We start from the raw sequence: 22,933 nt of genomic DNA, 5'->3' as shown, positions 1-22,933 counted from the left end.
CCCCGCCCACAGGGGACTGTGGGCGACACCGGGTCGGGGCCTCCCCAGCTTCGCCCTGGTCGTGCCCTCGCGCACACACCCGGAGCTTCCGGCTCCGGATCTCCTCACCGATCGGATGGCCGCCCGCCCCAAACCCCCCGGGGCGTGCGGCACACCGATCCGGACGGCCATCCCCGAACCACCCCCCCTGTTCGGGGATGGCCGACCTTCCTCCTCTCAGTCCTCTTCGGCCTTCCGGCCGCCCTCTTCGCGCTGATCACCTGGCAGGTCGTCGCCGCCGGCCCACTCGCCCGCGCGGACGAACGCCTCAGTGACTCCCTGGTACAGCGGGGCGCCCCCACCCAGTTCCTCGCCGACCTCGGCAACATCACGGTCGCCGTCCCGGTCCTGGCCCTCGTGCTCGGCTACGTCGCATGGCGTACGCGCGCCACCGGTAGGGACCACTGGTGGCGGCCGTCCGCCGCCGCGGCCCTCCTCATGGCCGTCATACCGCTCTGGGTCATCCCGCTGAAGGAGCTCATCGCCCGGTCGGGCCCGCCGATCATGGGCCCGGGGACGGGTTTCTACCCTTCCGGCCACACGGCGACCGCCTCCCTCGCGTACGGCGGTGCCGTGCTGTTGCTACTGCCCTGGCTGCGCGGCGCCCTCGTGCGCCGCGCGGTCGTCGTCATCGCGGTCGTGGTGAACATCGGCGTCGGCTTCGGCCTGGTGCGCCAGGGCTACCACTGGCCGCTCGACGTGGTGGCGAGCTGGTGCGTGTGCGCGACGCTGCTCTCCTCGCTGTGGTGGTTCGGTTCGCGTCGCGGCTCCGACTGACGTCCAGCCCCAGGGACGGAGATCCGTCAGAAGGGCCCTAACGGTCCTCGCCCCTGGCCAGGCCCGCCGCCGCCTCGTGTATCGCCAGTTCGAGCAGCGCCGGGTCGGTGAGGGTGCCGACGCCGTCCGGTGGGATCAGCCAGCGGACGCCGCCGCTCTGCCGACCCGGGTACGGCACCACGATCCAGGTGCCGCGGCCCACGCCGCGCACGCCCGTGCCGAGCCACCGGGACGCCGTTCCCGGGGGCACGAAGAAGCCCATGCGGTCGTCGCCGAAGTCGACGAGCACGGGGCCGGGCTGGTCGACGATGCGCGTCAGAACGTCGAGCGTCGGGTAGCCGAGTTCGCCCCGCAGGATCAGGACGTCCCAGGCCCTGCCCGCCGGGAGCAGGGCGACCCCCAGGGGGTTGCGTTCCCACTCCCAGCGGCAGGCCTCGGGATCCGGTGCTACGGATGCCAGCCACTCGACCGCCGTCTTGGCCCCAGTCATGACAGGGACCTTCCTCTCTGTAGGGCTCCCTTGCACGCGGTTTCGCGCCAGGAACACAGACAGGGGTTCGGGCCGGGCATTACGCGGGTTCCGACCACTTCTTGGTGGTGAATCGAGTAGGGGCGATCGAGCGGAGCGTACGCCTGTTGATCACGAGTGCGCCTTCACGCCCTCCGGGTCGTGCACGCCCTCCAGCTTGCGGGTCTCAGCTGTCGAAGCCCAGCCCCAGGCGGTCCATGGCCTTCAGCCACAGGTTGCGTCGGCCGGCGTGGGAGTCGGCGCGAGCCAGGGACCACTTGGTGAGGGCGATACCGGTCCAGGCGAACGGCTCGGGCGGGAACGGCAGCGGCTTCTTGCGGACCATCGCCAGCTCGGTGCGTTCCGTGCGCTCCCCCGCGAGCAGGTCGAGCATGACGTCCGCGCCGAACCGCGTCGCGCCGACTCCGAGCCCCGTGAAGCCGGCCGCGTACGCGACCCGGCCGTGGTGGGCGGTGCCGAAGAACGCCGAGAAGCGCGAGCAGGTGTCGATCGCGCCGCCCCAGGCGTGGGTGAAACGGACGCCCTCCAACTGCGGGAAGCAGGTGAAGAAGTGCCCGGCGAGCTTGGCGTACGTCTCGGGCCGGTCGTCGTACTCGGCGCGCACGCGGCCGCCGTACGGGTAGATCGAGTCGTAACCGCCCCACAGGATCCGGTTGTCGGCGCTGAGCCGGAAGTAGTGGAACTGGTTGGCGGTGTCGGCGAGCCCTTGGCGGTTCTTCCAGCCGATGGACGCCAGCTGGTCGGCGGTCAGCGGCTCGGTCATCAGCGCGTAGTCGTAGACCGGGACGGTGTACGCGCGCAGGCGCTTGACCAGGCTCGGGAAGATGTTCGTGCCGAGCGCGACCTGCCGGGCGCGGACCTGGCCGTAGGGCGTGCGGACGGCCATGCCCGGGCCGTACGCCTTCAGCGTCAGCGCCGGGGTGTGCTCGTAGACGCGGACGCCGAGCCGTATGCAGGCCCGCTTCAGGCCCCAGGCGAGTCGGGCGGGGTGCAGCATGGCCACGCCGCGGCGGTCGTGGAGGCCGGCCTCGAACGTCGGTGAGGCGACCTGTTCGCGGACCGCGTCGGCGTCCAGGAACTCGATGCCGTCGGCGAGGCCCCTGCGTTCCATCTCCTCGTACTGGTCGCGCAGTTCCCACGCCTGGTACGTCTCGGTCGCCACGTCGATCTCGCCGGTGCGTTCGAAGTCGCAGTCGAGGTCGTGCCGGGCGACGGCCGCCTCGATCTCGTCGAGGTTGCGGGCGCCGAGTTCCTCCAGCTTGTGGATCTCTTCGGGCCAGCGGGCGAGGCCGTTGGCCAGGCCGTGGGTGATCGAGGCGGCGCAGAAGCCGCCGTTGCGGCCGGAGGCGGCCCAGCCCACCTCACGGCCTTCCAGCAGGACGACATCCCGCCGCGGGTCGCGCTCCTTGGCGATCAGCGCGGTCCACAGCCCGCTGTAGCCACCGCCGACGACCAGCAGGTCGCAGGTCTCGGCGCCGGTGAGCGCGGGCTCGGGGTGGGGCTTGCCGGGGTCTTCGAGCCAGTACGGGACCGGCTGTGCGTCGGAGAGTGACTTTGTCCAATTGCTCATGGCGCTTGGGGCCATGATTTCAACTCCCTACAGAGATTTCCGTATGGCAGGCGTTATGCCTTCTGTCGCTTTCTGCGGTTTCCGATGACCATTCCGGCCACCACGAACAGTACGGCGACGAGGAACATGGCCGTACCGATGACATTGATCTGAACCGGCGTGCCGCGCTGTGCCGAACCCCAGACGAACATGGGGAAGGTGACGGTCGCGCCCGCGTTGAAATTGGTGATGATGAAATCGTCGAAGGAGAGCGCGAAGGCGAGCAGCGCGCCCGCCGCGATGCCGGGGGCGGCGATCGGGAGCGTGACCCTGACGAAGGTCTGCACGGGCCCGGCGTACAGATCCCGCGCGGCTTCCTCCAGCCTCGGGTCCATCGACATCACGCGCGCCTTGACGGCGACCACGACGAAGCTGAGGCAGAACATGATGTGGGCGATCAGGATCGTCCAGAAACCCAACTGGGCACCCAGGTTGAGGAAAAGGGTGAGCAGAGAGGCGGCCATCACGACCTCGGGCATCGCCATCGGCAGGAAGATCAGCGAGTTCACCGCGCCCCGCGCGCGAAAGCGGTACCGCACCAGCGCGAAGGCGATCAGGGTGCCGAGGACGGTCGCGCCGAGCGTCGCCCAGGCGGCCAGCTGGAGGCTGAGCGTGAGCGAGCCGCACAGGTCGGCCACGCCGCACGGATCGGTCCAGGCGTCCGTGGAGAACTTCTGCCACTCGTAATTGAAGCGGCCTTTCGGCTGGTTGAAGGAGAAGACGGTGACGACGATATTCGGCAGGAGCAGATAGCCGAGCGTCAGAAGTCCCGCGATGACGACGAGATGGCGCTTGAGCCAGTTGACGCTCGTGCCAGATTTGCGACTCCGTCGCGTGTCCATTTAAACCAGATCCTCCGTCCCGGACTTACGGATGTAGACCGTGACCATGAGGAGAATCGCGGCCATGAGGATGAACGAAAGGGCCGCCGCCGTCGGATAGTCCAGGATCCGCAGGAATTGGCTCTGGATGACGTTGCCGATCATCTGGGTGTTGGTGGAGCCGAGCAGTTCGGCGTTCACATAGTCACCGCTCGCCGGAATGAAGGTCAGCAGCGTCCCGGAGACGACACCGGGCATGGACAGCGGGAACGTGACCTTGCGGAACGTGGTGATCGGCCTCGCGTACAGATCGCCGGCCGCCTCGTGCAACCGCCCGTCGATGCGTTCGAGTGAGGTGTACAGCGGCAGGATCATGAACGGCAGGAAGTTGTACGTGAGACCGCAGACCACCGCGAGCGGCGTGGCCAGCACCCGGTCCCCCGCCGTCAGACCGAGCCAGCTGGTGACATCCAGGACGTGCAGCGAGTTGAGGGCGCCGACGACCGGGCCGCCGTCCGACAGGATCGTCTTCCAGGCGAGCGTACGGATCAGGAAGCTGGTGAAGAACGGCGCGATCACCAGGATCAGGATCAGATTGCGCCACCGTCCCGCACGGAACGCGATCAGATACGCCAGCGGATAGCCCAGCAGCAGACACAGGAGCGTCGCCGAGCCCGCGTAGAGCACCGAGCGCAGGAACTGCGGGTAGTACTCGCTCAGCGCGTCCCAGTACGTCGCGAAGTGCCAGGTGACCTTGTACCCCTCCTCCAGGGAGCCCGTCTGCACGGACGTGGAGGCCTGGTAGACCACCGGCATCGCGAAGAACACCAGCAACCAGATCAGACCGGGCGCGAGCAGCAGATACGGCGTCCAGCGGCCCGACTTGCGAGGCGGCGTCGCGGTGGTCGGGGCGGGCGCGAGAGGCGGTGGCGCCTCGGCTTCGGTGAGTGTCGGCATCAGGCGGCCGCTCCCTCTTCCACACCGGCGGAGCCCGCTGTCCCAGCAAGCAGGGACTGGGCGGCGTCCAGCCCGAAGGTGTGCGCCGGGCTCCAGTGCAGGACGACGTCGGCGCCGGGGACGAGCCGGGCGTCGCGTTCGATGTTCTGGACGTACACCTCGAACTCGGGGCAGACCGAGCTGTCGATCACGTACTGCGTGGAGACGCCGATGAAACTGGTGGCGGCGATCTTCCCGGTGAGGCGGTTGCGGCCGACCGGGATCTCCCCGGCGTCGTCCGCGTGCGTGAGGGTGATCTTCTCGGGCCGTACGCCGACGAGGACCTTGCCGCCGGTCGCGGTGGGCGCGCTGCACCGCGCCTCGGGAAGGACCAGTTTGCCGTCGCCCGCCTTGAGCACGATGTCGTCGCCGCTCTTGGAGTCGACCTCGGCCTCGATGAGGTTGGAGGTGCCGAGGAAGTTGGCGACGAACGTCGTCCGCGGGTTCTCGTACAGGTCGGCGGGTGAGCCGAGTTGCTCGACGCGGCCGGCGTTCATCACGGCGACCGTGTCGGCCATGGTCATGGCCTCCTCCTGGTCGTGGGTGACATGGATGAACGTGATGCCGACCTCGGTCTGGATGCGCTTCAGCTCAAGCTGCATCTGGCGGCGCAGCTTGAGGTCGAGGGCACCGAGGGGTTCGTCGAGGAGGAGCACCTTGGGGTGGTTGATCAGCGCGCGGGCCACGGCGACACGCTGCTGCTGGCCGCCCGACAGCTGATGCGGCTTCTTACGCGCCTGCTCACCGAGCTGAACCAGCTCCAGCATCTCCTCGACCTGCTTCTTCACGCTCCTGATGCCACGGCGACGCAGCCCGAAGGCGACGTTCTCGAAGATGTCGAGGTGCGGGAAGAGCGCGTACGACTGGAAGACCGTGTTCACCGGCCGCTTGTACGGCGGCAGCTGCGTCACGTCGTGATCGCCGAGCGAGATGGTCCCGCAGGAAGGTTCCTCCAACCCGGCGATCATGCGCAGGGTGGTCGTCTTGCCACACCCGGAGGCCCCGAGCAGCGCGAAGAAGGAACCTTCCGGCACGGTCAGATCGAGCGGATGCACGGCGGTGAAGGACCCGTAGGTCTTGCCTATGCCGGAGAGGCGGACGTCACCGCTGTTGTTCTGTGTGGTCTTCATGGTCCTCGTCACGCCCCCGTCAGCTTCGCGAACTTCTCTTCGTACGCCGTCTCTTCCTTCTGGCTGAGGGAGCGGAAGGCGCGGGACTTGGCCGCCATGGCCGCGTCGGGAATGATCAGCGGGTTGTTCGCCGCGCTCTCGTCGATCTTGGCCAGCTCCGCCTGCACGCCGTCCACGGGGCACACGTAGTTGATGTACGCGGCGAGTTCGGCGGCCGACTGCGGCTCGTAGTAGTAGTCGATGAGCCGTTCGGCGTTGGTCTTGTGCCGGGCCTTGCCCGGGACCAGCAGGTTGTCCGTGGACGTCATGTAGCCGCTGTCGGGGATGAGGAAGTCGATGTCGGGGCTGTCGGCCTTGAGCTGGACGACGTCACCGGCCCAGGCGAGACAGGCCGCGAAGTCACCCTTGCTGAGGTCGGAGGTGTAGTCGTTGCCAGTGAAGCGACGGATCTGCCCCTTGTCGACGGCCTTCTGGAGGCGGGCGATCGCGGCGTCGTAGTCGTCGTCGGTGAACTTCGCCGGGTCCTTGCCCATGTCCAGCAGGGTCATCCCGATGCTGTCGCGCATCTCGGAGAGGAAGCCGATGCGGCCCTTGAGCCTGGGGTTGTCGAGCATGTCGGAGACCGACTTCACCTCCTCGCCGTCGAGTGCCTTCTTGTTGTAGGCGATGACGGTGGAGATGCCGGTCCAGGGGTACGAGTACGCGCGTCCCGGGTCCCAGTCGGGGCTGCGGAACTGCGGGGAGAGGTTCAGGAAGGCGTGCGGCAGGTTGGACGGGTCCAGTTTCTGGACCCACCCGAAGCGGATGAGACGGGCCGCGAGCCAGTCGGTGACGCAGATCAGATCGCGTCCGGTGTCCTGACCGGCGGCGAGCTGCGGCTTGATCTTGCCGAAGAACTCGACGTTGTCGTTGATGTCCTCGGTGTACTTGACCTTGATGCCGGTGCGCTTGGTGAACGCCTCCAGGCTGGGGTGGTGCTTTCCGCTGTCGTCGACGTCCATGTACTCGGTCCAGTTGGAGAAGGCGATCTCCTTCTCCTTGGCCGAGTGGTCCTCGGACGACACGCCCGCGGTGTTCTTCGCCGCGGGGATGCCGCAGGCGCTCAGCGCCCCGAGCCCGCCGACGGCGAGGGCGCCGCCGGTTCCGGCGCGCAGCAGCGAACGGCGGCTGAGGGCGGCCCTGCCGTTCCTGAAGCTGCGCCGCATGGCGGCCACCTGGGCCGGGGACAAGCGGTCGGGCTCGTACTGCTCCATGCGCGTGATGCCCTTTCGGGAGGTGCCCTTTCGGGAGGGTGAAGGAGACCGGCCGAGGGTCGGGCGGCCGGACTCCCGTGTGACTGGCGGTCCCCGTGTGACTGGCGGTCCCCGTGTGACTAGCGGTGCCCGTCTGGTCGGCGGTCCCCGAAGATCGTGCGGTGCCAGCCCTTCCTGGCGACCGCCGTATTGTCGAACATGACGTGCTTGATCTGGGTGTACTCCTCGAACGAGTACGCGGACATGTCCTTGCCGAAGCCGGACGCCTTGTATCCGCCGTGTGGCATCTCGCTGATGATCGGGATGTGGTCGTTCACCCACACGCACCCCGCCCTGATCTCCCGTGTCGCACGGTTCGCCCGGTAGACGTCCCGGCTCCAGGCGGAGGCCGCGAGCCCGTACGGCGTGTCGTTGGCCAGCCGGATGCCCTCGTCGTCGCTGTCGAAGGGCAGCACCACGAGGACCGGTCCGAAGATCTCGGACTGGACGATCTCGCTGTCCTGGGGCGCGTTGGCGATGAGCGTCGGCCGATAGTAGGCGCCGTTCGCCAACTCCCCCTGGGGCGCCTCACCGCCGGTGACCACGCGCGCGTACGCGCGTGCCCGCTCGACGATGGCGGCGACCCGGTCACGCTGGGCGTGCGAGATCAGCGGGCCCAGGTCGGTGCCCGGGGCGAAGGGATCGCCGAGCCGGACGGTCTCCATGAGGGCGGCCGTCTTGGCGACGAACTCCTCGAAGAGGGGACGCTGGACGTACGCGCGCGTGGCCGCCGTGCAGTCTTGCCCGGTGTTGATGAGGGCGCCCGCTACCGCGCCGTGGACGGCGGCCTCCAGGTCCGCGTCGTCGAAGACGACGAAGGGCGCCTTGCCGCCCAGCTCCAGATGGATCCGCTTGACGTTTGCGGTGGCGATCTCGGCGACCCGCTTGCCGACTGCGGTGGAACCGGTGAAGGAGGTCATGGCCACGTCGGGGTGCCCGACGAGGTGCTCTCCGGCCTCCGTGCCCGTACCGGTGACGATGTTGATCACACCGTCCGGGATGCCCGCGTCCGTGGCGGCCCGCGCGAAGAGCAGCGAGGTGAGCGGGGTCAGTTCGGCGGGCTTCAGGACGATCGTGTTGCCCGCGGCGATCGCCGGGAGGATCTTCCAGGCGGCCATCTGGAGCGGATAGTTCCAGGGCGCGATGGAACCGACGACCCCGATGGGCTCACGGCGTATGTACGAGGTGTGGTCGCCGGAGTATTCGCCGGCCGACTGGCCCTGGAGGTGCCGGGCGGCGCCCGCGAAGAAGGCGATGTTGTCGATGGTGCCCGGTACGTCGAACTCGCGTGTCAGCTTGAGCGGCTTCCCGCACTGCAGCGACTCGGCCCGCGCGAACTCCTCCGCCCGGTCGGCGAGGACGCCGGCGAAGCGGTGCAGCGCGTCGGAACGCTCGCCGGGAGTGGTGGCGGCCCAGCCCCAGAACGCCTCACGCGCGGCGGCGACGGCCGCGTCCACATCGTCCGTACCGGCCAGGTCGTACCTGTACACCTCGTCACCGGTGGCCGGATCGACCACGGCGTGAGTACGGCCGGACGTGCCCTTCATCAAGCGGCCGGCGATGTACTGCGCGCCGTCCGCGAAGCGTTCCTGCATGCGTAGCTCCAGGTCGATTTGAGTGCCGATCCTGACAGAGCCATGGGGCTTCAACAAGGGATTCCGTTGTTGCCTTTTGGTTACGCGACGGAATCTGTCGACCAGGTAGTGCAGTCGGGTGGAAATTCGAGGACGGATTGTCAGCGGTGGCTGCCACACTTTCGGACATGGCGAAGATCGATTCTTGGGACACCCTGATCAGGGAGGTCCAGGCGGGGGCGAGGGTCAAGTACCTGCACTTCTGGGGGCACCGGCCGCGGCCCGACGGGCAGGTGGGCGCGAGCTGCCTGAGTCAGTGGTGGCCGTCACCGTTCACGGTGGACGGGGTGGAGTACGCGACGGCCGAGCACTGGATGATGGCGTCCAAGGCCCGGCTGTTCGAGGACGCGGAGGCGGAGAAGAAGGCCGTCGCGGCGTCGAGCCCCGCGCAGGCCAAGAAGGTCGGGCGGCTCGTCCGTGGCTTCGACGAGTCCCTGTGGCAGCGGGAGCGCTTCGGGATCGTCGCCGAGGGCAGCATCCACAAGTTCGCCGCGCACGCGGACCTGCGGGCGTTCCTGCTGGGCACGGGGAACCGCGTACTCGTGGAGGCCAGCCCCATGGACCGTGTCTGGGGCATCGGCCTCGCGGCGGACGACGAGCGAGCCATGGACCCCGCACGGTGGCGGGGCCCCAACCTCCTGGGCTTCGCGCTGATGGCGGCCCGGGAGCGGTTGCTCGCCGGCGGTGAGGCGTAGGGCCCTAGTCGGCGAGTTGGGCGAGTTCGGTGAACGTGGCCATGTCGCGGGGCTGCAGCGTCAGGGACAGGGACGTGGAGTAGCCGTCGTCGTAGAGGGGGTCGGTGTCCGAGTCGTCGCTGGTGCCGTCCGGCGCCACGATGATGAGGACGATGAAGCCGATGCCCAGCAGGACGCCGGCCGCGCCGCAGATGATCCCCGCCAGGGCATGCCCCGGGTTCGTCGCCTCGCCCCGGCGCGCCTTTGCCCGGCCTATGCACCCGAAGATCACGGCCAGGATCCCGAGCAGGATCGCCAGCGGCCAGAGACAGAACAGGGCAGCGGCGCAGATCCCGAGAACCATCGCCGCGATCCCCATGCCGTTGCTCGGCGGGGGCGCCATCCCGGGCCAGGCGTAACCAGGGACGCCATAGCCGGGGGCGCCGCCGTAACCGGGGGCGCTGTAGCCGACGCCACCGTGCGTGTGAGCGCCCGGGTACTGGGGATAGCCGTACGGGATGTGGCCAGGCCCGTCAGGGCTGATGGGCGGGGGAGGCACGGGTCCGCCGGGGGCACCGGCTCCGGGCGGGCCGAAGGGGTTGGGAGCGGGAGGAAACGTGGTGGGCACGGAGGCCGAAGGGGGCTGCGGCCCGCCCGGGGCTGCGAAGGCGTTGGGGCCGACCCATGGCTGGGGTGCCGGGGGCGCCTGGAGAGCCGTCGACTCGGCGGAGCCGATGGACTTGTCCAGGGTCGGAGTGCGGTCCTGCGGGGGCACCCAGGGGTCCGGCTGGGGGGTGTGCGCCGGCGACGCCGGAGTCTGTTCCTCGTCGGACGACATGCGCGGGTCCCCTCTGTACCGTTCTGTTCCGTTGTTTCCGCCGTACTGCTACGTCGTACGTTCGGTCATGCTAAGGCCCGGGTTCCGCCGGTGGGACCGCCGCCTACGATGATCCCCGAGTCATCGATCAGCCGATCATCCGCGCCCCCCCGACGACGACCACGGTCCGGGGCGGACGCCGTTCCCGGGGAGGAACCTTGACCGACAACCGCACCGCGCCCGGCGCATCGGCCATGCCCAGCACATCCGGCACCCGCGACCCGCACGCCTTCATCGCCGGCCTGCCCAAGGCCGAACTGCACGTGCACCACGTCGGCTCCGCCTCCCCCCGTATCGTCGCTGAACTGGCCGCCCGTCACCCCGACTCCAAGGTGCCGACCGACCCCGAGGCGCTCGCGGACTACTTCACGTTCACGGACTTCGCCCACTTCATCCAGGTGTATCTGTCCGTCGTCGACCTGATCCGAACCCCGGAGGACGTCCGGCTGCTGACGTTCGAGGTGGCGCGGGACCTGGCCCGGCAGCAGGTGCGGTACGCCGAGCTGACCGTCACGCCTTACTCGTCCACCCGTCGCGGTATCGACGAGCGGGCCTTCATGGAGGCGATCGAGGACGCGCGCAAGGCGGCGGAGTCCGAGTTCGGGACCGTACTGCGGTGGTGCTTCGACATACCCGGCGAGGCCGGGCTCGTGTCGGCCGAGGAGACGGTACGGCTCGCGACCGACGACCGGCTGCGTCCGGAGGGGCTGGTGTCGTTCGGGCTCGGCGGGCCCGAGATCGGCGTACCCCGGCCGCAGTTCAAGCCGTACTTCGACCGGGCGATCGCCGCCGGGCTGCGGTCGGTGCCGCACGCGGGCGAGACCACCGGGCCGGAGACGGTGTGGGACGCGCTGACCGAGCTGCGCGCCGAGCGCATCGGCCACGGCACGAGCTCCGCGCAGGACCCGAAGCTCCTCGCCCACCTCGCCGAGCACCGCGTCGCCCTGGAGGTCTGCCCGACGTCCAACATCGCCACGCGCGCGGTCCGCACCCTCGACGAGCACCCGATCAAGGAGTTCGTGCGGGCGGGCGTCCTGGTCACCATCAACTCCGACGACCCGCCGATGTTCGGCACGGACCTCAACAACGAGTACGCCATCGCCGCGCGGCTCCTCGACCTCGACGAGCAGGGGCTGGCCGCCCTCGCGAAGAACGCGGTGGCGGCGTCCTTCCTCGACGAGCCCGGCAAGGCCCGCCTGTCCGACGAAATCGACTCCTACACTTCGACCTGGCTCACCCCCTGACCCCATGAACCCCATGAACCCCTGAACCCCTGACCCACAATGAACCCCATGCGCACCGTGACCGCCGTGGCCCATCGCGGCGCCCCCTACCTCCACCGCGAGAACACCCTCGACTCCCTGCGGACCGCGCTCGAACTGGGCGCGGACGCCGTCGAGTTCGACGTACGGTCGACCCGTGACGGCGTGCCCGTCCTGCTGCACGACTCGACGCTGAACCGGTTGTGGGAGCTGGACCGGCCCCTGGCGGCGCTGTCCGCCGCCGAGCTGCGGGGGCTCACGGCCGACAGGGTGCCGACGCTGGCCGACGCACTGCACACCACCGGGGACAGCCGGGTCATGGTCGACCTGCCCGGCGCGGCCGACCCCCGGGCGGTGCGGCGGATCGTGGGCGTCGTACGGGAGTGCGGGGCCGAGGAGCGGGTGTACTACAGCGCCGGTCCCGACACCATGCTCGCGGTGCGCGCGGCCGACCCCGCCGCCGAGATCGCCCTCACCTGGAAAACCCTCGCGCCCCCGCGCCCGGCTCTCCTCGACGCCATACGCCCACGCTGGCTCAACTACCGCTTCGGTCTGGTGAGCCCGGCCCTCGCCGACCGCGTCCACCGCGACGGCTACCTCCTCTCCGTCTGGACCCCCGACACCCGCCGCTCCATGCGACGGCTGCTGAAACTCGGCGTCGACTCCATCACCACGAACCGAATCGACGCGTTGTGCGCGCTGCGGGGCGGCAGCGCCCCGTAAAGGGCGGGGGCTGCATCGCGTTCAACGACGCCCCGCAGCCGCCCACGGCGGAGCAATCGCCTGCGCATCCGCCCCTTCCCCCACCCACAACCCGATCAACAACGCCGCCGTCGCCTCCACCAGCCCCGCTCTCGCCAGCGGCCCTGCGTTCAGGGGTTCGCAGCCCAGGTCACGCACGAGGTGTCGTACGGCGGACAGGGCTTTCTCGTCGTCGCCGCACAGGGGGACCGCGAGTGGCCGGCCGTCGAACACCGGAGGTGCCAGCCGCCAGACGTCTTCGTGGCAGAGATTGAAGGCCTTGACGACATGGGCGCCCGGCGCGGCGGACGCGAGGCGGGCGGACGCCGAAGGGCCGCCCGCCGTCTCCAGTACGAAGCCCGGGCCGACCGGGTTCGTGCAGTCGATCAGGGTCCGGGAGCGCAGGCCGTCCTTCAGTCCCCCGACGACATCCACCGCGGCCCGCCACGGCAACGCCACAAGCACCGCGTCCTCTCCGAACTCCGCCGCCGCACGCAGGTCACCCGCGTGGCCGCCGAGCCGTTCGGCCAGGGCGGCCGCGCGGGTCGTGTCCCGGCCGCCCACGAACACCTCGTGCCCGGCCCTCGCCCACCGCGTGCCCAACGCGTCCGCCATACCGCCCGTGCCCAGAACCCCGATGCGCATGCGCACAGATGCCGCCTCCCTGTTCGCCGTGGTCGAAACAGCACGACAGTAGAAAGCCGCTCAGGCACCATTCGGTAAGTGACCGATGCCGGCGAAGCCACCGATATGCCGTCCGATGGCGTCCTCGCCGACTGCCGGGCCCGGCTCGCCTTCGATCTGCTGGGCAACACCTGGAACCCCGTTGTGCTGTGGGCCCTGCGACACAGGCCGAGCAGGCCGGGCGAACTGCGGGTGCGGATCGGCGGGATCAGCCCCAAGGTGCTGACGGAGACCTTGCGCAGGCTGGAGTTCAACGGGCTGGTGGCGCGGCGGGCGTACGGTGGTTCGCCACCCCGGGTCGACTACGAACTGACCGCGCTCGGGCGGACGCTGCTCCCACGGATCGAGGCGTTCGGCGCCTGGGCGCACGCGCACGGCGACGAGGTGATGGCCGCGCAGGAGAACGCGTGCGCTGCTACACCTTCGACCGCTGCGCCACCGTCGCCGCGTCCTCCGGGGTCTTCCGCGTGACGTACTGCGGTACGGGTGTCGTGTCCTTGCCGTTGTCGCGGACGAGACCGTAGCGGATGGCACCCTGCTCGGGGCCGTAGTTGACGTCCCCGGTGATCGCGTCCCAGGTGGTGGGGGCGAGGGTGATGTTGTAGTCGGCGCCGCTCTCGTTCTGGGTGAACGTGACGGTGCCGTCGACGTAGAAGTACTCGTTCTGCCACATCTGCTGGGTGCCGGCCGGCAGGACGATGTAGCCGATGTCGGGGCCTCCCATGCCGGAGGTCTTGCCGTCGGCGGACGTCGGGTCGTCCATGCGGCGGCCGCCGCCGGAGGCCACGTGGAAGAGCTTGCCCTTCAAGCCGGTCCAGGTGGGCATGACCAGGCCGCCGGGCCGGTACTGCGGCGCGAGCTGCCAGCGGACGAGGACGTAGCCCTTGCCGGTCAGGGTCACGCTGTCACCGCGGTGGTTCATCACGGCGCGCGCGCCGCCGCTGCTGGTGAGGCCGGTCTCGGGCCGGCGCGGGAGGGCGACGGGCGCGGTGTTCGGGTCCGGGGCCCGGTCCACGGCGTCCACGACACTGCCGTACAGGTCGGTCTTCCTCGTCGGCGACGGGGAGGCGGACGGCGAGGGCGAAGGCGAGGGAGAGGAGGAGGGCGACGGGGAGCGGGATGGCTCGGACACGGGCGGGCGAGCCGTGCTCAGCGCCGTGGGCGCCGTCTGCGGCGGCCGCGCGTCCGGCGTCGTCACCACGTACGCGCCCCCGGCGACGAACGTCGCGCCCGCCGTCACCGCCACGGCGGGCTGGGTGAGCGAACCCAGCAGCTTGGCGGACCAGCCCACCGAGGCCGAGGCCGACACGGCCGTCGTCGCCGCGACCGCCGTCTTGCCGCCGAACGCCAGCGACAGCGTGAAGCCGACGGGGATAGGGACGAGGGCGAGGCCGACGAGGAGCCGTTCGGCGGGTACGACGCCCTCGCCGCGCCGGTCGTGGCCGTCGCAGCGGGCGCAGCCGCGGATGTGCCGGGCGATGCGCTTGCGCCACACCGAGTCGGGCTGCCCGTTCCAGCGGGCGGTCACGGCGCCCAGGTCGGAGCAGGAGGAGCCGAGGGCACGGACGATACCCCGCGCGGTCTCCAGCCGGGCCTTCATCCGCTGCACCCGGACGGCGGCGTGCTGCCGGCTGATGCCGACCGCGGCCGCGAGTTCACGCCGGGTGAGTTCGCCGGCGACCTCCAGCCACCACAGGGACAGCAGCTGCCGGTCCTCGTCGTCGAGCCACCGGACCGCTTCCGCGACCTCACGCCGCTGTCCCTCCAACTGCAGCCGCAGGACGGTCAGTTCGGCGAAGTCGGCGGCGCCGGTGCCGTACGCGTCGCCGTCCTCGCCGAGCGGGTCGGCGGTGCGCCGTCGCGCCCGGTCGCGTATCTGCCGCATCGCGATGGCGACCAGCCATGACCGGAAACTGTCCGGATCCCGCAGCGTTTCGAGGTTGTCGACCGCGCGCAGCATGGTCTCCTGCACGACGTCGTCGACGTCCGCGTGGCCGTTGAGTGCACGGCCCACGATGTTGTAGACGAGCGGCAGCCAACCCTCGACCAGCTCGTCGAGGGCGCGCCGGTCGCCCGCCTGCGCGGCCCCGATGGTGGAGCGCCACTGCCGCCCGTCCACGTACGTTCCTTCCGCTCTCGCTGCGGTCACCCTGATCACTCGGCTGTTTTCCGTACTTTCTCAGCCATTCCCGTGACGTAGGGAACCCGCGAGGCGGAGATCACACCGCTCACACCGTTCATCCGGCTCACTCCTGTACGTGGGGCAACAGGGGTCGCCTGTGGAGACGGAACGGGGCTACGGGGATAACACTTTTTTTTCCGCCTCGCGCTCAGCCCGCGGCAGCCACGGTGGCCGGGGGCGCGACCGGTGGCGTCATCGCCTCCAGCCGCTTGATCCGCTTCCACACGACGTACAGCGGAATCACGCCGAACACCCCGAACGACATGTCGATCACCGACCACCAGAAGGGGATCCCCCGGATCGGACCGCAGATCAGCGCCAGTGGGATGATCCCGGCGCAGGCGATCATCCCGACCTCGACGACCCAGACGTTGCGGACCGGGTCGCGGTACGGGCCGTAGAAGGCGACCGCGATGACGAGGTGCGCGAAGGCCAGCCAGTCCGTGCCGTACAGCAGGAACGGGTAGTCGGCATCAGCCTCGTCCAGTCCCGCGCGTACCCGCTCGATCCACTCCATGAGCCCCGGCAGGTACTCCCCGACGGACAGCGAACGCATCAGCTCCTCGGTCCACCGCAGCTCATGGACCAGCGGGAACGCCGTGGCGCCGCTCAGCACCAGACAGACGACGAAGAAGACCAGCCACGCACGGATGCCCTTGACCAGGGCGGCTCTGTCACTCATGGCTGGAGCGTACGCCCCGACTTGAACACGTTCAAAACCACCCCCTCGATGTGGCCGGGGAAACAATTCGTGGCGACCGTGTGCGGATAATGCAACCGCCCACCGAGCGCCCACCGAGCACCCACCACCTGATGACGCTTTATCAGCCTTTCAAGGCCGAATCGGACCCGACCTGGATCCGATAGAAGACTTGCGGCATTTTCTGTCGTGCCGTAGTTACGTGGATCATGAACCTGTTCAACCGCGCTGCGTCCCTGCGCCGCTCGGCATCCCCCACAGCTACACAACTCCCCCACGACTCACGGGCTTTCGGTCAGGCCGGCCCGCCGGATCCCGCCCTCGCGGCGCTGACCGGAGAATGGATGATCGACCGGGCGCACAGTCGCATCGGTTTCTCCGTGCGCCACGCATTGGTGACGACCGTGCGCGGCGCTTTCACTGAGTATCAGAGTCGGCTCTACTTCGACGGCCGCGATCCATCCCGCTCACGGGCCGAGATCGTCCTGTCCACGGCATCCGTCGACACCGGCGTGGAACAGCGCGACGCCCATTTGGTCGGCCGCGACTTCCTGGACGCCGCGACCTATCCCCGAATGCGCTTCGCCAGTACGGCGGTTCGCCTCGTGGACAGTGACGTCTACCGCATGACCGGCGATCTCACGATCAAGAACATCACCCGCCCCGTCGACCTGGAACTCACCTATATAGGACACGTCACCGATCCCTTCGGATACGAACGAGTCGGATTCGACGGCACGACCACCATCAATCGTTCCGAATGGGGCCTCACCTACAACCAGAGACTGGCGGAGGGCGGCGCCATGGTGAGCGAAAAGATCCGCCTGCAATTCGACATAGCCGCCATCCGCCCCCTCCCCGGCAACTGACAGAACGCCTCCCGTAACCGGAATTCCCGAGAAGGCCCACACGCCCTGTTGTGTGGGCCTTCTGTTGCGTTGTGGGCGCCATGGGCCTCGCCCGAGGACAAAGCTCGAATCGGGTCCCCGGGTCGGGAGATTCAGGGAGATTCAGGGAAATCCAGGAGGACTCAGGGGGCGGAGATCATGCCCCGTACCGTCACCGTCAGGCGCCGCTCCTCGGCGCCGAGACCCATCGGCACTGGACCGAGCGGATTCCCCGCGAGGTCGCCGAAGGCCTGCGGCTGCGCGACCCCGGCCCAGGGCCTGTCGTCACATTCCCGTCTGCCCAGCGCCGCCCTGCACGCTCCCCCACGCTCGGCACGGCGGCGCCCGCGCGGCGATCGCCCTGGCGGTGAACGAGGCGGCCTTCTCCGCCGTCAACTCCGGCCTGCGGCGCAGCGGCAAGCTCGTCATGGTCGCCCTGCCCGCGCAACGGCACCGTCCAGCTCCCGATCTTCGCCACCGTGCTGAACGGTATGAGCGTGATCGGTTCGATCGTGGGTACCCGGCAGGATCTCGCCGAGGTCTTCCACCTGCACGCGGCAGGCCGGACCAAGGTCATCTCCGAGACGCGGCCGCTCGCCTCCGTCAACGAGTGCATGGACGAGGTGCTGCGCGGTCAGGTCAAGGCCCGGATCGTCTTCGGCCTCGGTTGGGGGAGGTGGGCGCGATGGCCATGGAGAGGGAGACGGACCTGCCGATCGTCGTCGGCGTCGACGGTTCCGAGCCCAGCCTGCGGGCCGTCGACTGGGCGGCCGACGAGGCCGCCCTGCGCGGGGTGCCGCTGCGCCTGGTGTACGCCTCGCTGTGGGAGCGGTACGAAGGCGCCCAGCTGGCCGAGGACCTGGGCAAGCCGTCCGAGCAGGTGCGGGCCGAGGACATCGTGGCGACCGCCGCCCAGCGCGCCCGTCTGCGCCGGGCCGAGGTGAGCATCGCCACCGACGTGCTGCCCGAGGAACCCGAGTACACGCTGCTCAGGGAGAGCCGGATCGCTTCCCTGCTCGTCACGGGCACCCGGGGCCGCGGCGCCCTCACCGAGGCGCTGCTCGGCTCGGTGAGCCTCACCGTGGCCGCGCACGCGCACTGCCCGGTGATCGTCGTGCGCGGCAGCCACGACAACCAGTCCCTGCCCGCGACCCACGGCCGCATCGTCGTCGGCGTCGGAGGCGGGGCCAGGACCACGGACGGTGCCGAGGAGAAGCCGACGAGTGCGGCGGCGGTGCGCTTCGCCTTCGAGGAGGCGCGGCGACGCGGGGCGGAGGTCGAAGCGGTACGCGCCTGGCGGTGCCCCGCGCACGAGACCACCGACCATCCCCTGCTGACGGGAGAGCCCGCCAGGCTGCACGAGCAGCGCGCCGCGGAGGCACTGGAGACGGCGTTGCGGGACGCCCCCGCCGATGTCGTACTCCATCGCCGTACCGCCGAGGGCCACGCCCGGACCGTGCTGGCCGACGCGTCGCGCCACGCCGACCTTCTCGTCGTGGGAGCCAGGCGCCGGCAGCGGCACTTCGGGCTCCAGCTCGGCCGGGTGACGCACGGCGCGTTGCACCGCTCCAGCTGCCCGGTCGCGATCGTCCCCGAGAGCGGGTGACGCCGGTGACCGGCTGCTCAAAGGCTCGCCGCGTGGTCGGGGACGTAGGTCTGCAGATCACGCGGCGGGCGCTGGTAGCCGGTCGGCGGCGGACGCTCCGGCAGCTCCAGCACCGGCGGAGGGACCTCCTGGTACGGCACGGAGTCCAGCAGATGGGCGATCATGTTCAGCCGGGCCCGCCGTTTGTCGTCGCTCTCCACGACGTACCACGGGGCCTCGCTGATGTCGGTGTGCACCATCATCTCGTCCTTGGCCTGGGAGTACGCCTCCCAGCGGGTGAGGGACTCCAGATCCAGCGCCGACAGCTTCCAGCGCCGCCGCGGGTCCTCCAGCCGCTTGCGGAAACGCTCCTGCTGTTCGGTGTCGCTCACCGAGAACCAGTACTTGCGCAGCAGGATCCCGTCCTCCACCAGCATCCGCTCGAAGATCGGGCAATGGCGCAGGAAGAGCTGGTGCTCCTCCTTCGAGCAGAAGCCCATCACATGCTCGACGCCGGCCCGGTTGTACCAGGACCGGTCGAACAGCACGATCTCCCCGGCGGCCGGCAGATGCTCCACGTACCGCTGGAAGTACCACTGGGTGCGCTCGCGCTCCGTCGGCTTGGGCAGGGCGGCGATCCGGGCGACACGGGGATTGAGATGCTCCGCGACCCGCTTGATCGTGCCGCCCTTGCCCGCCGCGTCCCGCCCCTCGAACACCACCACGAGCCGAGCGCCCTCCGCCCGCACCCACTCCTGCAGCTTCACCAACTCGGTCTGCAGGCGCAGCAGTTCCTTCTCGTACGCCGCGCGCGGCACCTTCGACACCTTCTTGCCGGCCATGCCGCCTCCACGACCCAATGCACCACCCCGCGCCCCGAAGGACCGCAGCCCCGAAGGGGCGCGGGGCCGTGCCCGTTCACGGTTCTCCCGCGGAGCGGGTGCTACCCGTCCAGCGACGTCATCACATGCTTGATCCGCGTGTAGTCGTCGAACCCGTACCCCGAAAGATCCTTGCCGTACCCGGACTTCTTGAAGCCGCCGTGCGGCATCTCCGCGACGAGCGGGATGTGCGTGTTGATCCACACGCACCCGAAGTCCAGCGCCTTGGACATCCGCATCGCCCGCGCGTGGTCCTTGGTCCACACCGACGAAGCGAGCGCGTACTCGACCCCGTTCGCCCAGCCCACCGCCTGGGCCTCGTCGGCGAACGACTGAACCGTGATGACCGGCCCGAAGACCTCCTTCTGGATGATCTCGTCGTCCTGCTTCAGCCCGGACACGACGGTCGGCGCGTAGAAGTACCCCTTCTCACCGACCTGGTGTCCCCCGGTCTCGACCTTGGCGTGCGCGGGCAGCCGCTCGATGAAGCCGCTGACCTGCTTGAGCTGGTTGGGGTTGTTGAGCGGCCCGTACAGCACGTCCTCGTCGTCCGGCTGCCCGGTCTTCGTCTCGGCGGCGACCTTGGCGAGCGCCGCCACGAACTCGTCGTGGATGGACTCGTGGACGAGGACGCGCGTCGCGGCCGTACAGTCCTGCCCGGCGTTGAAGAAGCCCGCCACCGAGATGTCCTCGACGGCCTTGGCGACATCAGTGTCCTCGAAGACGACGACCGGCGCCTTGCCGCCCAGCTCCAGGTGGACCCGCTTGAGGTCCTTGGACGCGGACTCGGCGACCGACATACCGGCCCGCACGGAGCCGGTGATGGACGCCATGGCCGGGATCGGGTGCTCGACCATCAGACGCCCCGTGTCCCGGTCGCCCGTGATGACGTTGAAGACACCCTTCGGCAGGATCGAGCCGATGATCTCCGCCATCAGCACGGTCGACGCGGGGGTCGTGTCCGACGGCTTCAGTACGACCGTGTTGCCCGCCGCGATGGCCGGCGCGAACTTCCAGACCGCCATCATCATCGGGTAGTTCCACGGCGCCACCTGGGCGCAGACGCCGACCGGCTCACGGCGGACGATCGAGGTCATCCCCTCCATGTACTCGCCGGCGCTCCGCCCCTCCAGCATCCGGGCCGCGCCCGCGAAGAAGCGGATCTGGTCGACCATCGGCGGGATCTCCTCGGAGCGGGTGAGCCCGATCGGCTTGCCCGTGTTCTCCACCTCGGCCGCGATGAGTTCCTCGGCCCGCTCCTCGAACGCGTCGGCGATCTTCAGCAGTGCCTTCTGGCGCTCGGCCGGGGTCGTGTCCCGCCAGCCCGGGAACGCGGCCTCGGCGGCGGCCATCGCCGCGTCGACGTCGGCCTGGCCGGACAGGGGCGCGGTGGCGTAGGCCTCGCCCGTCGCTGGGTTGACCACCTCGGTGGTCCGTCCGTCGACGGCGTCACGGAATTCGCCATCAATGTAGTTGCGCAGACGACGCAGCTCGGTGCTCACTGCCGACCCTCCAGATGTGGGTGTCCTGGGTGTCCATTCCTTGAGACACCACCCTAGTCCGCAGCCCCACGTTTTCAACACCCCCGACACCCTCATCGCTGCGAAATCCGTAAGTTGCAAGCCAGTAAACAACGAATTTCATCGATTCGGCCTTGCGGAACTGTCGAGACGTCGTGCACAGTGAGGTCGTGGCAAGTAGAAGCGCAGAGCAGAGGGACTCGAAGGAGTCCAGGAACGGCAGCGCTCAGCTGGACGCCGTCTCCCTCGCCATCGTCGAACAGCTCCAGGAGGACGGCCGCCGGCCGTACGCCGCGATCGGCAAGGCCGTCGGCCTCTCGGAGGCGGCCGTGCGCCAGCGCGTCCAGAAGCTGCTCGACCAGGGCGTGATGCAGATCGTCGCCGTCACCGACCCGCTCACCGTGGGCTTCAGACGTCAGGCGATGCTCGGCATCAACGTCGACGGCGACCTCGATCCCGTGGCGGACGCGCTCACGGCCATGCAGGAGGTCGAGTACATCGTGATCACCGCGGGCTCCTTCGACCTGATGGTGGAGGTCGTCTGCGAGGACGACGACCACCTCCTGGAAGTGATCAACAAACGCATCCGGACCCTGCCCGGCGTGCGGTCCACCGAGAGCTTCGTCTATCTGAAGCTGAAGAAGCAGACCTACATGTGGGGAACCCGATAGCCGTGAGCACCGAGACTCCGAACGCCGCCAAGGACGTCAGCAGCGTCAGCAAGACCGCGTACGACCACCTGTGGATGCACTTCACCCGCATGGCCTCGTACGAGAACTCCCCGGTCCCCACGATCGTCCGGGGCGAGGGCACGTACATCTACGACGACAAGGGCAAGCGGTACCTCGACGGTCTCGCGGGGCTGTTCGTGGTCCAGGCGGGCCACGGCCGCACCGAGCTCGCGGAGACCGCGTTCAAGCAGGCCCAGGAGCTGGCCTTCTTCCCTGTGTGGTCCTACGCCCACCCGAAGGCCGTGGAACTGGCGGAACGTATCGCCTCCCACACGCCCGGCGATCTGAACAAGGTCTTCTTCACCACCGGCGGCGGCGAGGCGGTCGAGACCGCCTGGAAGCTCGCCAAGCAGTACTTCAAGCTCACCGGCAAGCCGACCAAGTACAAGGTCATCTCCCGGGCGGTCGCCTACCACGGCACCCCGCAGGGCGCCCTGTCCATCACCGGCCTGCCGGGCCTGAAGGCCCCCTTCGAACCGCTCGTCCCGGGCGCGCACAAGGTGCCGAACACCAACATCTACCGGGCGCCGCTCTTCGGCGACGACCCGGAGGCCTTCGGCCGCTGGGCCGCCGACCAGATCGAACAGCAGATCCTCTTCGAGGGTCCGGACACGGTCGCCGCGGTCTTCCTGGAGCCGGTGCAGAACGCCGGAGGCTGCTTCCCGCCCCCGCCCGGCTACTTCCAGCGGGTCCGCGAGATCTGCGACCAGTACGACGTGCTGCTCGTCTCGGACGAGGTCATCTGCGCCTTCGGCCGCCTCGGCACGATGTTCGCCTGCGACAAGTTCGGCTATGTCCCGGACATGATCACCTGTGCCAAGGGCATGACCTCGGGCTACTCCCCGATAGGCGCGTGCATTGTCTCCGACCGCATAGCCGAGCCCTTCTACAAGGGCGACAACGTCTTCCTGCACGGTTACACCTTCGGCGGCCACCCGGTCTCCGCGGCCGTCGGCCTCGCCAACCTCGACCTGTTCGAGCGCGAGGGCCTCAACCAGCACGTCCTCGACAACGAGGCCGCGTTCCGCGCGACCCTGGAGAAGCTGTACGACCTGCCGATCGTCGGCGACGTCCGCGGCAACGGCTTCTTCTACGGAATCGAACTGGTCAAGGACAAGGCCACGAAGGAGAGCTTCGACGCCGACGAGACCGAGCGGATCCTCTACGGCTTCCTGTCGAAGAAGCTGTTCGAGAACGGCCTCTACTGCCGCGCCGACGACCGGGGCGACCCGGTCGTCCAGCTCGCCCCGCCGCTGATCTCCGACCAGTCGACCTTCGACGAGATCGAGCAGATACTCCGCGCGACCCTGACGGAGGCGTGGACGCTCCTCTGACGGCTGACGGCTGACGGCTGACGGCTGACGGCGCTCAACCGACAGCTG

General features: G+C 69.2%; 22 protein-coding genes and 2 pseudogenes. 11 read left to right on the top strand and 13 right to left on the bottom strand.

Annotated features, from left to right (window positions below):
* Nucleotides 1–144: 144 nt before the first annotated feature.
* Nucleotides 145–816: a phosphatase PAP2 family protein gene (locus CES90_RS05400; protein WP_229913768.1), complete on the top strand. Its 672-nt coding sequence runs from the start codon at nt 145–147 to the stop codon at nt 814–816.
* A gap of 37 nt (nt 817–853) precedes the next feature.
* Here CES90_RS05400 and CES90_RS05395 read toward each other — a convergent pair whose 3' ends face one another.
* The 7 genes from CES90_RS05395 to CES90_RS05365 all read right to left on the bottom strand — a co-directional run bounded on the left by CES90_RS05395 (nt 854) and on the right by CES90_RS05365 (nt 8,788).
* The gene (locus CES90_RS05395) at nt 854–1,306 is read right to left on the bottom strand and encodes a hypothetical protein (RefSeq protein ID WP_189782592.1); all 453 of its coding nucleotides are present in this window, start codon (nt 1,304–1,306) and stop codon (nt 854–856) included.
* Between the two features lie 205 nt (nt 1,307–1,511).
* On the bottom strand, nt 1,512–2,930 hold the full coding sequence (locus tag CES90_RS05390) for an NAD(P)/FAD-dependent oxidoreductase (RefSeq protein ID WP_189782591.1): 1,419 nt from the start codon (nt 2,928–2,930) through the stop codon (nt 1,512–1,514).
* Nucleotides 2,931–2,968: 38 nt separating this feature from the next.
* Nucleotides 2,969–3,796 (bottom strand): ABC transporter permease, encoded by an 828-nt coding sequence (locus CES90_RS05385; RefSeq protein ID WP_189782590.1) that lies wholly within the window; start codon nt 3,794–3,796, stop codon nt 2,969–2,971.
* The gene (locus tag CES90_RS05380; protein WP_189782589.1) at nt 3,797–4,732 is read right to left on the bottom strand and encodes an ABC transporter permease; all 936 of its coding nucleotides are present in this window, start codon (nt 4,730–4,732) and stop codon (nt 3,797–3,799) included. It lies immediately after the preceding gene.
* Nucleotides 4,732–5,901: an ABC transporter ATP-binding protein gene (locus tag CES90_RS05375; protein ID WP_189782588.1), complete on the bottom strand. Its 1,170-nt coding sequence runs from the start codon at nt 5,899–5,901 to the stop codon at nt 4,732–4,734. The genes CES90_RS05380 and CES90_RS05375 overlap by 1 nt, the downstream gene beginning before the upstream one ends.
* A gap of 8 nt (nt 5,902–5,909) precedes the next feature.
* Nucleotides 5,910–7,154, bottom strand: coding sequence for a polyamine ABC transporter substrate-binding protein (locus CES90_RS05370; RefSeq protein ID WP_189782587.1), 1,245 nt, complete (start codon nt 7,152–7,154; stop codon nt 5,910–5,912).
* A gap of 119 nt (nt 7,155–7,273) precedes the next feature.
* Nucleotides 7,274–8,788 (bottom strand): gamma-aminobutyraldehyde dehydrogenase, encoded by a 1,515-nt coding sequence (locus tag CES90_RS05365; protein WP_189782586.1) that lies wholly within the window; start codon nt 8,786–8,788, stop codon nt 7,274–7,276.
* 167 nt (nt 8,789–8,955) lie between these two features.
* On the opposite strand from CES90_RS05365, the gene CES90_RS05360 reads away from it, so the two are divergent.
* On the top strand, nt 8,956–9,522 hold the full coding sequence (locus CES90_RS05360) for an NADAR family protein (RefSeq protein WP_189782585.1): 567 nt from the start codon (nt 8,956–8,958) through the stop codon (nt 9,520–9,522).
* Nucleotides 9,523–9,526: 4 nt separating this feature from the next.
* On the opposite strand, the gene CES90_RS49300 is transcribed toward CES90_RS05360, so the two are convergent.
* The gene (locus CES90_RS49300) at nt 9,527–10,339 is read right to left on the bottom strand and encodes a DUF4190 domain-containing protein (protein WP_229913767.1); all 813 of its coding nucleotides are present in this window, start codon (nt 10,337–10,339) and stop codon (nt 9,527–9,529) included.
* Nucleotides 10,340–10,572: 233 nt separating this feature from the next.
* On the opposite strand from CES90_RS49300, the gene CES90_RS05350 reads away from it, so the two are divergent.
* Both CES90_RS05350 and CES90_RS05345 read left to right on the top strand, forming a co-directional pair.
* Nucleotides 10,573–11,622, top strand: coding sequence for an adenosine deaminase (locus tag CES90_RS05350; RefSeq protein WP_229913781.1), 1,050 nt, complete (start codon nt 10,573–10,575; stop codon nt 11,620–11,622).
* A gap of 48 nt (nt 11,623–11,670) precedes the next feature.
* Nucleotides 11,671–12,363: a glycerophosphodiester phosphodiesterase gene (locus CES90_RS05345; protein WP_189782584.1), complete on the top strand. Its 693-nt coding sequence runs from the start codon at nt 11,671–11,673 to the stop codon at nt 12,361–12,363.
* 21 nt (nt 12,364–12,384) lie between these two features.
* Here CES90_RS05345 and CES90_RS05340 read toward each other — a convergent pair whose 3' ends face one another.
* The gene (locus CES90_RS05340) at nt 12,385–13,026 is read right to left on the bottom strand and encodes an NADPH-dependent F420 reductase (protein WP_189782672.1); all 642 of its coding nucleotides are present in this window, start codon (nt 13,024–13,026) and stop codon (nt 12,385–12,387) included.
* 105 nt (nt 13,027–13,131) lie between these two features.
* Here CES90_RS05340 and CES90_RS05335 point away from each other — a divergent pair, with 105 nt between their 5' ends.
* On the top strand, nt 13,132–13,536 hold the full coding sequence (locus tag CES90_RS05335) for a winged helix-turn-helix transcriptional regulator (protein WP_189782671.1): 405 nt from the start codon (nt 13,132–13,134) through the stop codon (nt 13,534–13,536).
* Here the strand turns inward: CES90_RS05335 and CES90_RS05330 are convergent.
* Nucleotides 13,481–15,184, bottom strand: a complete 1,704-nt coding sequence (locus tag CES90_RS05330) for an RNA polymerase sigma factor (protein ID WP_189782583.1) — start codon at nt 15,182–15,184, stop codon at nt 13,481–13,483. The genes CES90_RS05335 and CES90_RS05330 overlap by 56 nt on opposite strands.
* Before the next feature lie 211 nt (nt 15,185–15,395).
* Nucleotides 15,396–15,929, bottom strand: coding sequence for a hypothetical protein (locus tag CES90_RS05325; protein ID WP_189782582.1), 534 nt, complete (start codon nt 15,927–15,929; stop codon nt 15,396–15,398).
* A gap of 227 nt (nt 15,930–16,156) precedes the next feature.
* On the opposite strand from CES90_RS05325, the gene CES90_RS05320 reads away from it, so the two are divergent.
* The 4 genes and pseudogenes from CES90_RS05320 (at nt 16,157) to CES90_RS05315 (ending at nt 18,440) form a co-directional block, all read left to right on the top strand.
* On the top strand, nt 16,157–16,816 hold the full coding sequence (locus CES90_RS05320; protein WP_189782581.1) for a YceI family protein: 660 nt from the start codon (nt 16,157–16,159) through the stop codon (nt 16,814–16,816).
* 197 nt (nt 16,817–17,013) lie between these two features.
* A pseudogene (locus CES90_RS49295) lies at nt 17,014–17,106 on the top strand (universal stress protein); the annotation flags it as partial.
* Between the two features lie 59 nt (nt 17,107–17,165).
* Nucleotides 17,166–17,511 (top strand): annotated as a pseudogene (locus tag CES90_RS49290) (zinc-dependent alcohol dehydrogenase); the annotation flags it as partial.
* A gap of 14 nt (nt 17,512–17,525) precedes the next feature.
* Complete coding sequence (locus tag CES90_RS05315) at nt 17,526–18,440, top strand: universal stress protein (RefSeq protein WP_189782670.1); 915 nt, start codon at nt 17,526–17,528, stop codon at nt 18,438–18,440.
* A 17-nt stretch (nt 18,441–18,457) separates the two neighbouring features.
* Here the strand turns inward: CES90_RS05315 and ppk2 are convergent, their stop codons facing one another.
* Together ppk2 and CES90_RS05305 are read right to left on the bottom strand one after the other, a co-directional pair.
* Nucleotides 18,458–19,261: a polyphosphate kinase 2 gene (gene ppk2 / locus CES90_RS05310; protein WP_189782580.1), complete on the bottom strand. Its 804-nt coding sequence runs from the start codon at nt 19,259–19,261 to the stop codon at nt 18,458–18,460.
* Nucleotides 19,262–19,362: 101 nt separating this feature from the next.
* Nucleotides 19,363–20,802 carry a gamma-aminobutyraldehyde dehydrogenase gene (locus CES90_RS05305; protein ID WP_189782579.1) on the bottom strand — a complete coding sequence of 480 codons (1,440 nt, stop codon included), beginning with the start codon at nt 20,800–20,802 and terminating at the stop codon, nt 19,363–19,365.
* A gap of 173 nt (nt 20,803–20,975) precedes the next feature.
* Here CES90_RS05305 and CES90_RS05300 point away from each other — a divergent pair, with 173 nt between their 5' ends.
* Together CES90_RS05300 and CES90_RS05295 are read left to right on the top strand one after the other, a co-directional pair.
* A complete protein-coding gene (locus CES90_RS05300) occupies nt 20,976–21,491 on the top strand; it encodes an Lrp/AsnC family transcriptional regulator (RefSeq protein WP_189782578.1) in 516 nt (171 codons plus the stop codon).
* A complete protein-coding gene (locus tag CES90_RS05295; RefSeq protein ID WP_189782577.1) occupies nt 21,476–22,885 on the top strand; it encodes an aspartate aminotransferase family protein in 1,410 nt (469 codons plus the stop codon). Before CES90_RS05300 ends, CES90_RS05295 begins: the two co-directional genes overlap by 16 nt.
* The last annotated feature ends 48 nt before the right edge of the window (nt 22,886–22,933 follow it).

It is taken from the genome of Streptomyces capitiformicae (genome assembly GCF_002214185.1).
In the GTDB taxonomy this organism is placed as follows: domain Bacteria; phylum Actinomycetota; class Actinomycetes; order Streptomycetales; family Streptomycetaceae; genus Streptomyces; species Streptomyces capitiformicae.
This window is presented reverse-complemented; position numbering and strand designations above follow the sequence as displayed.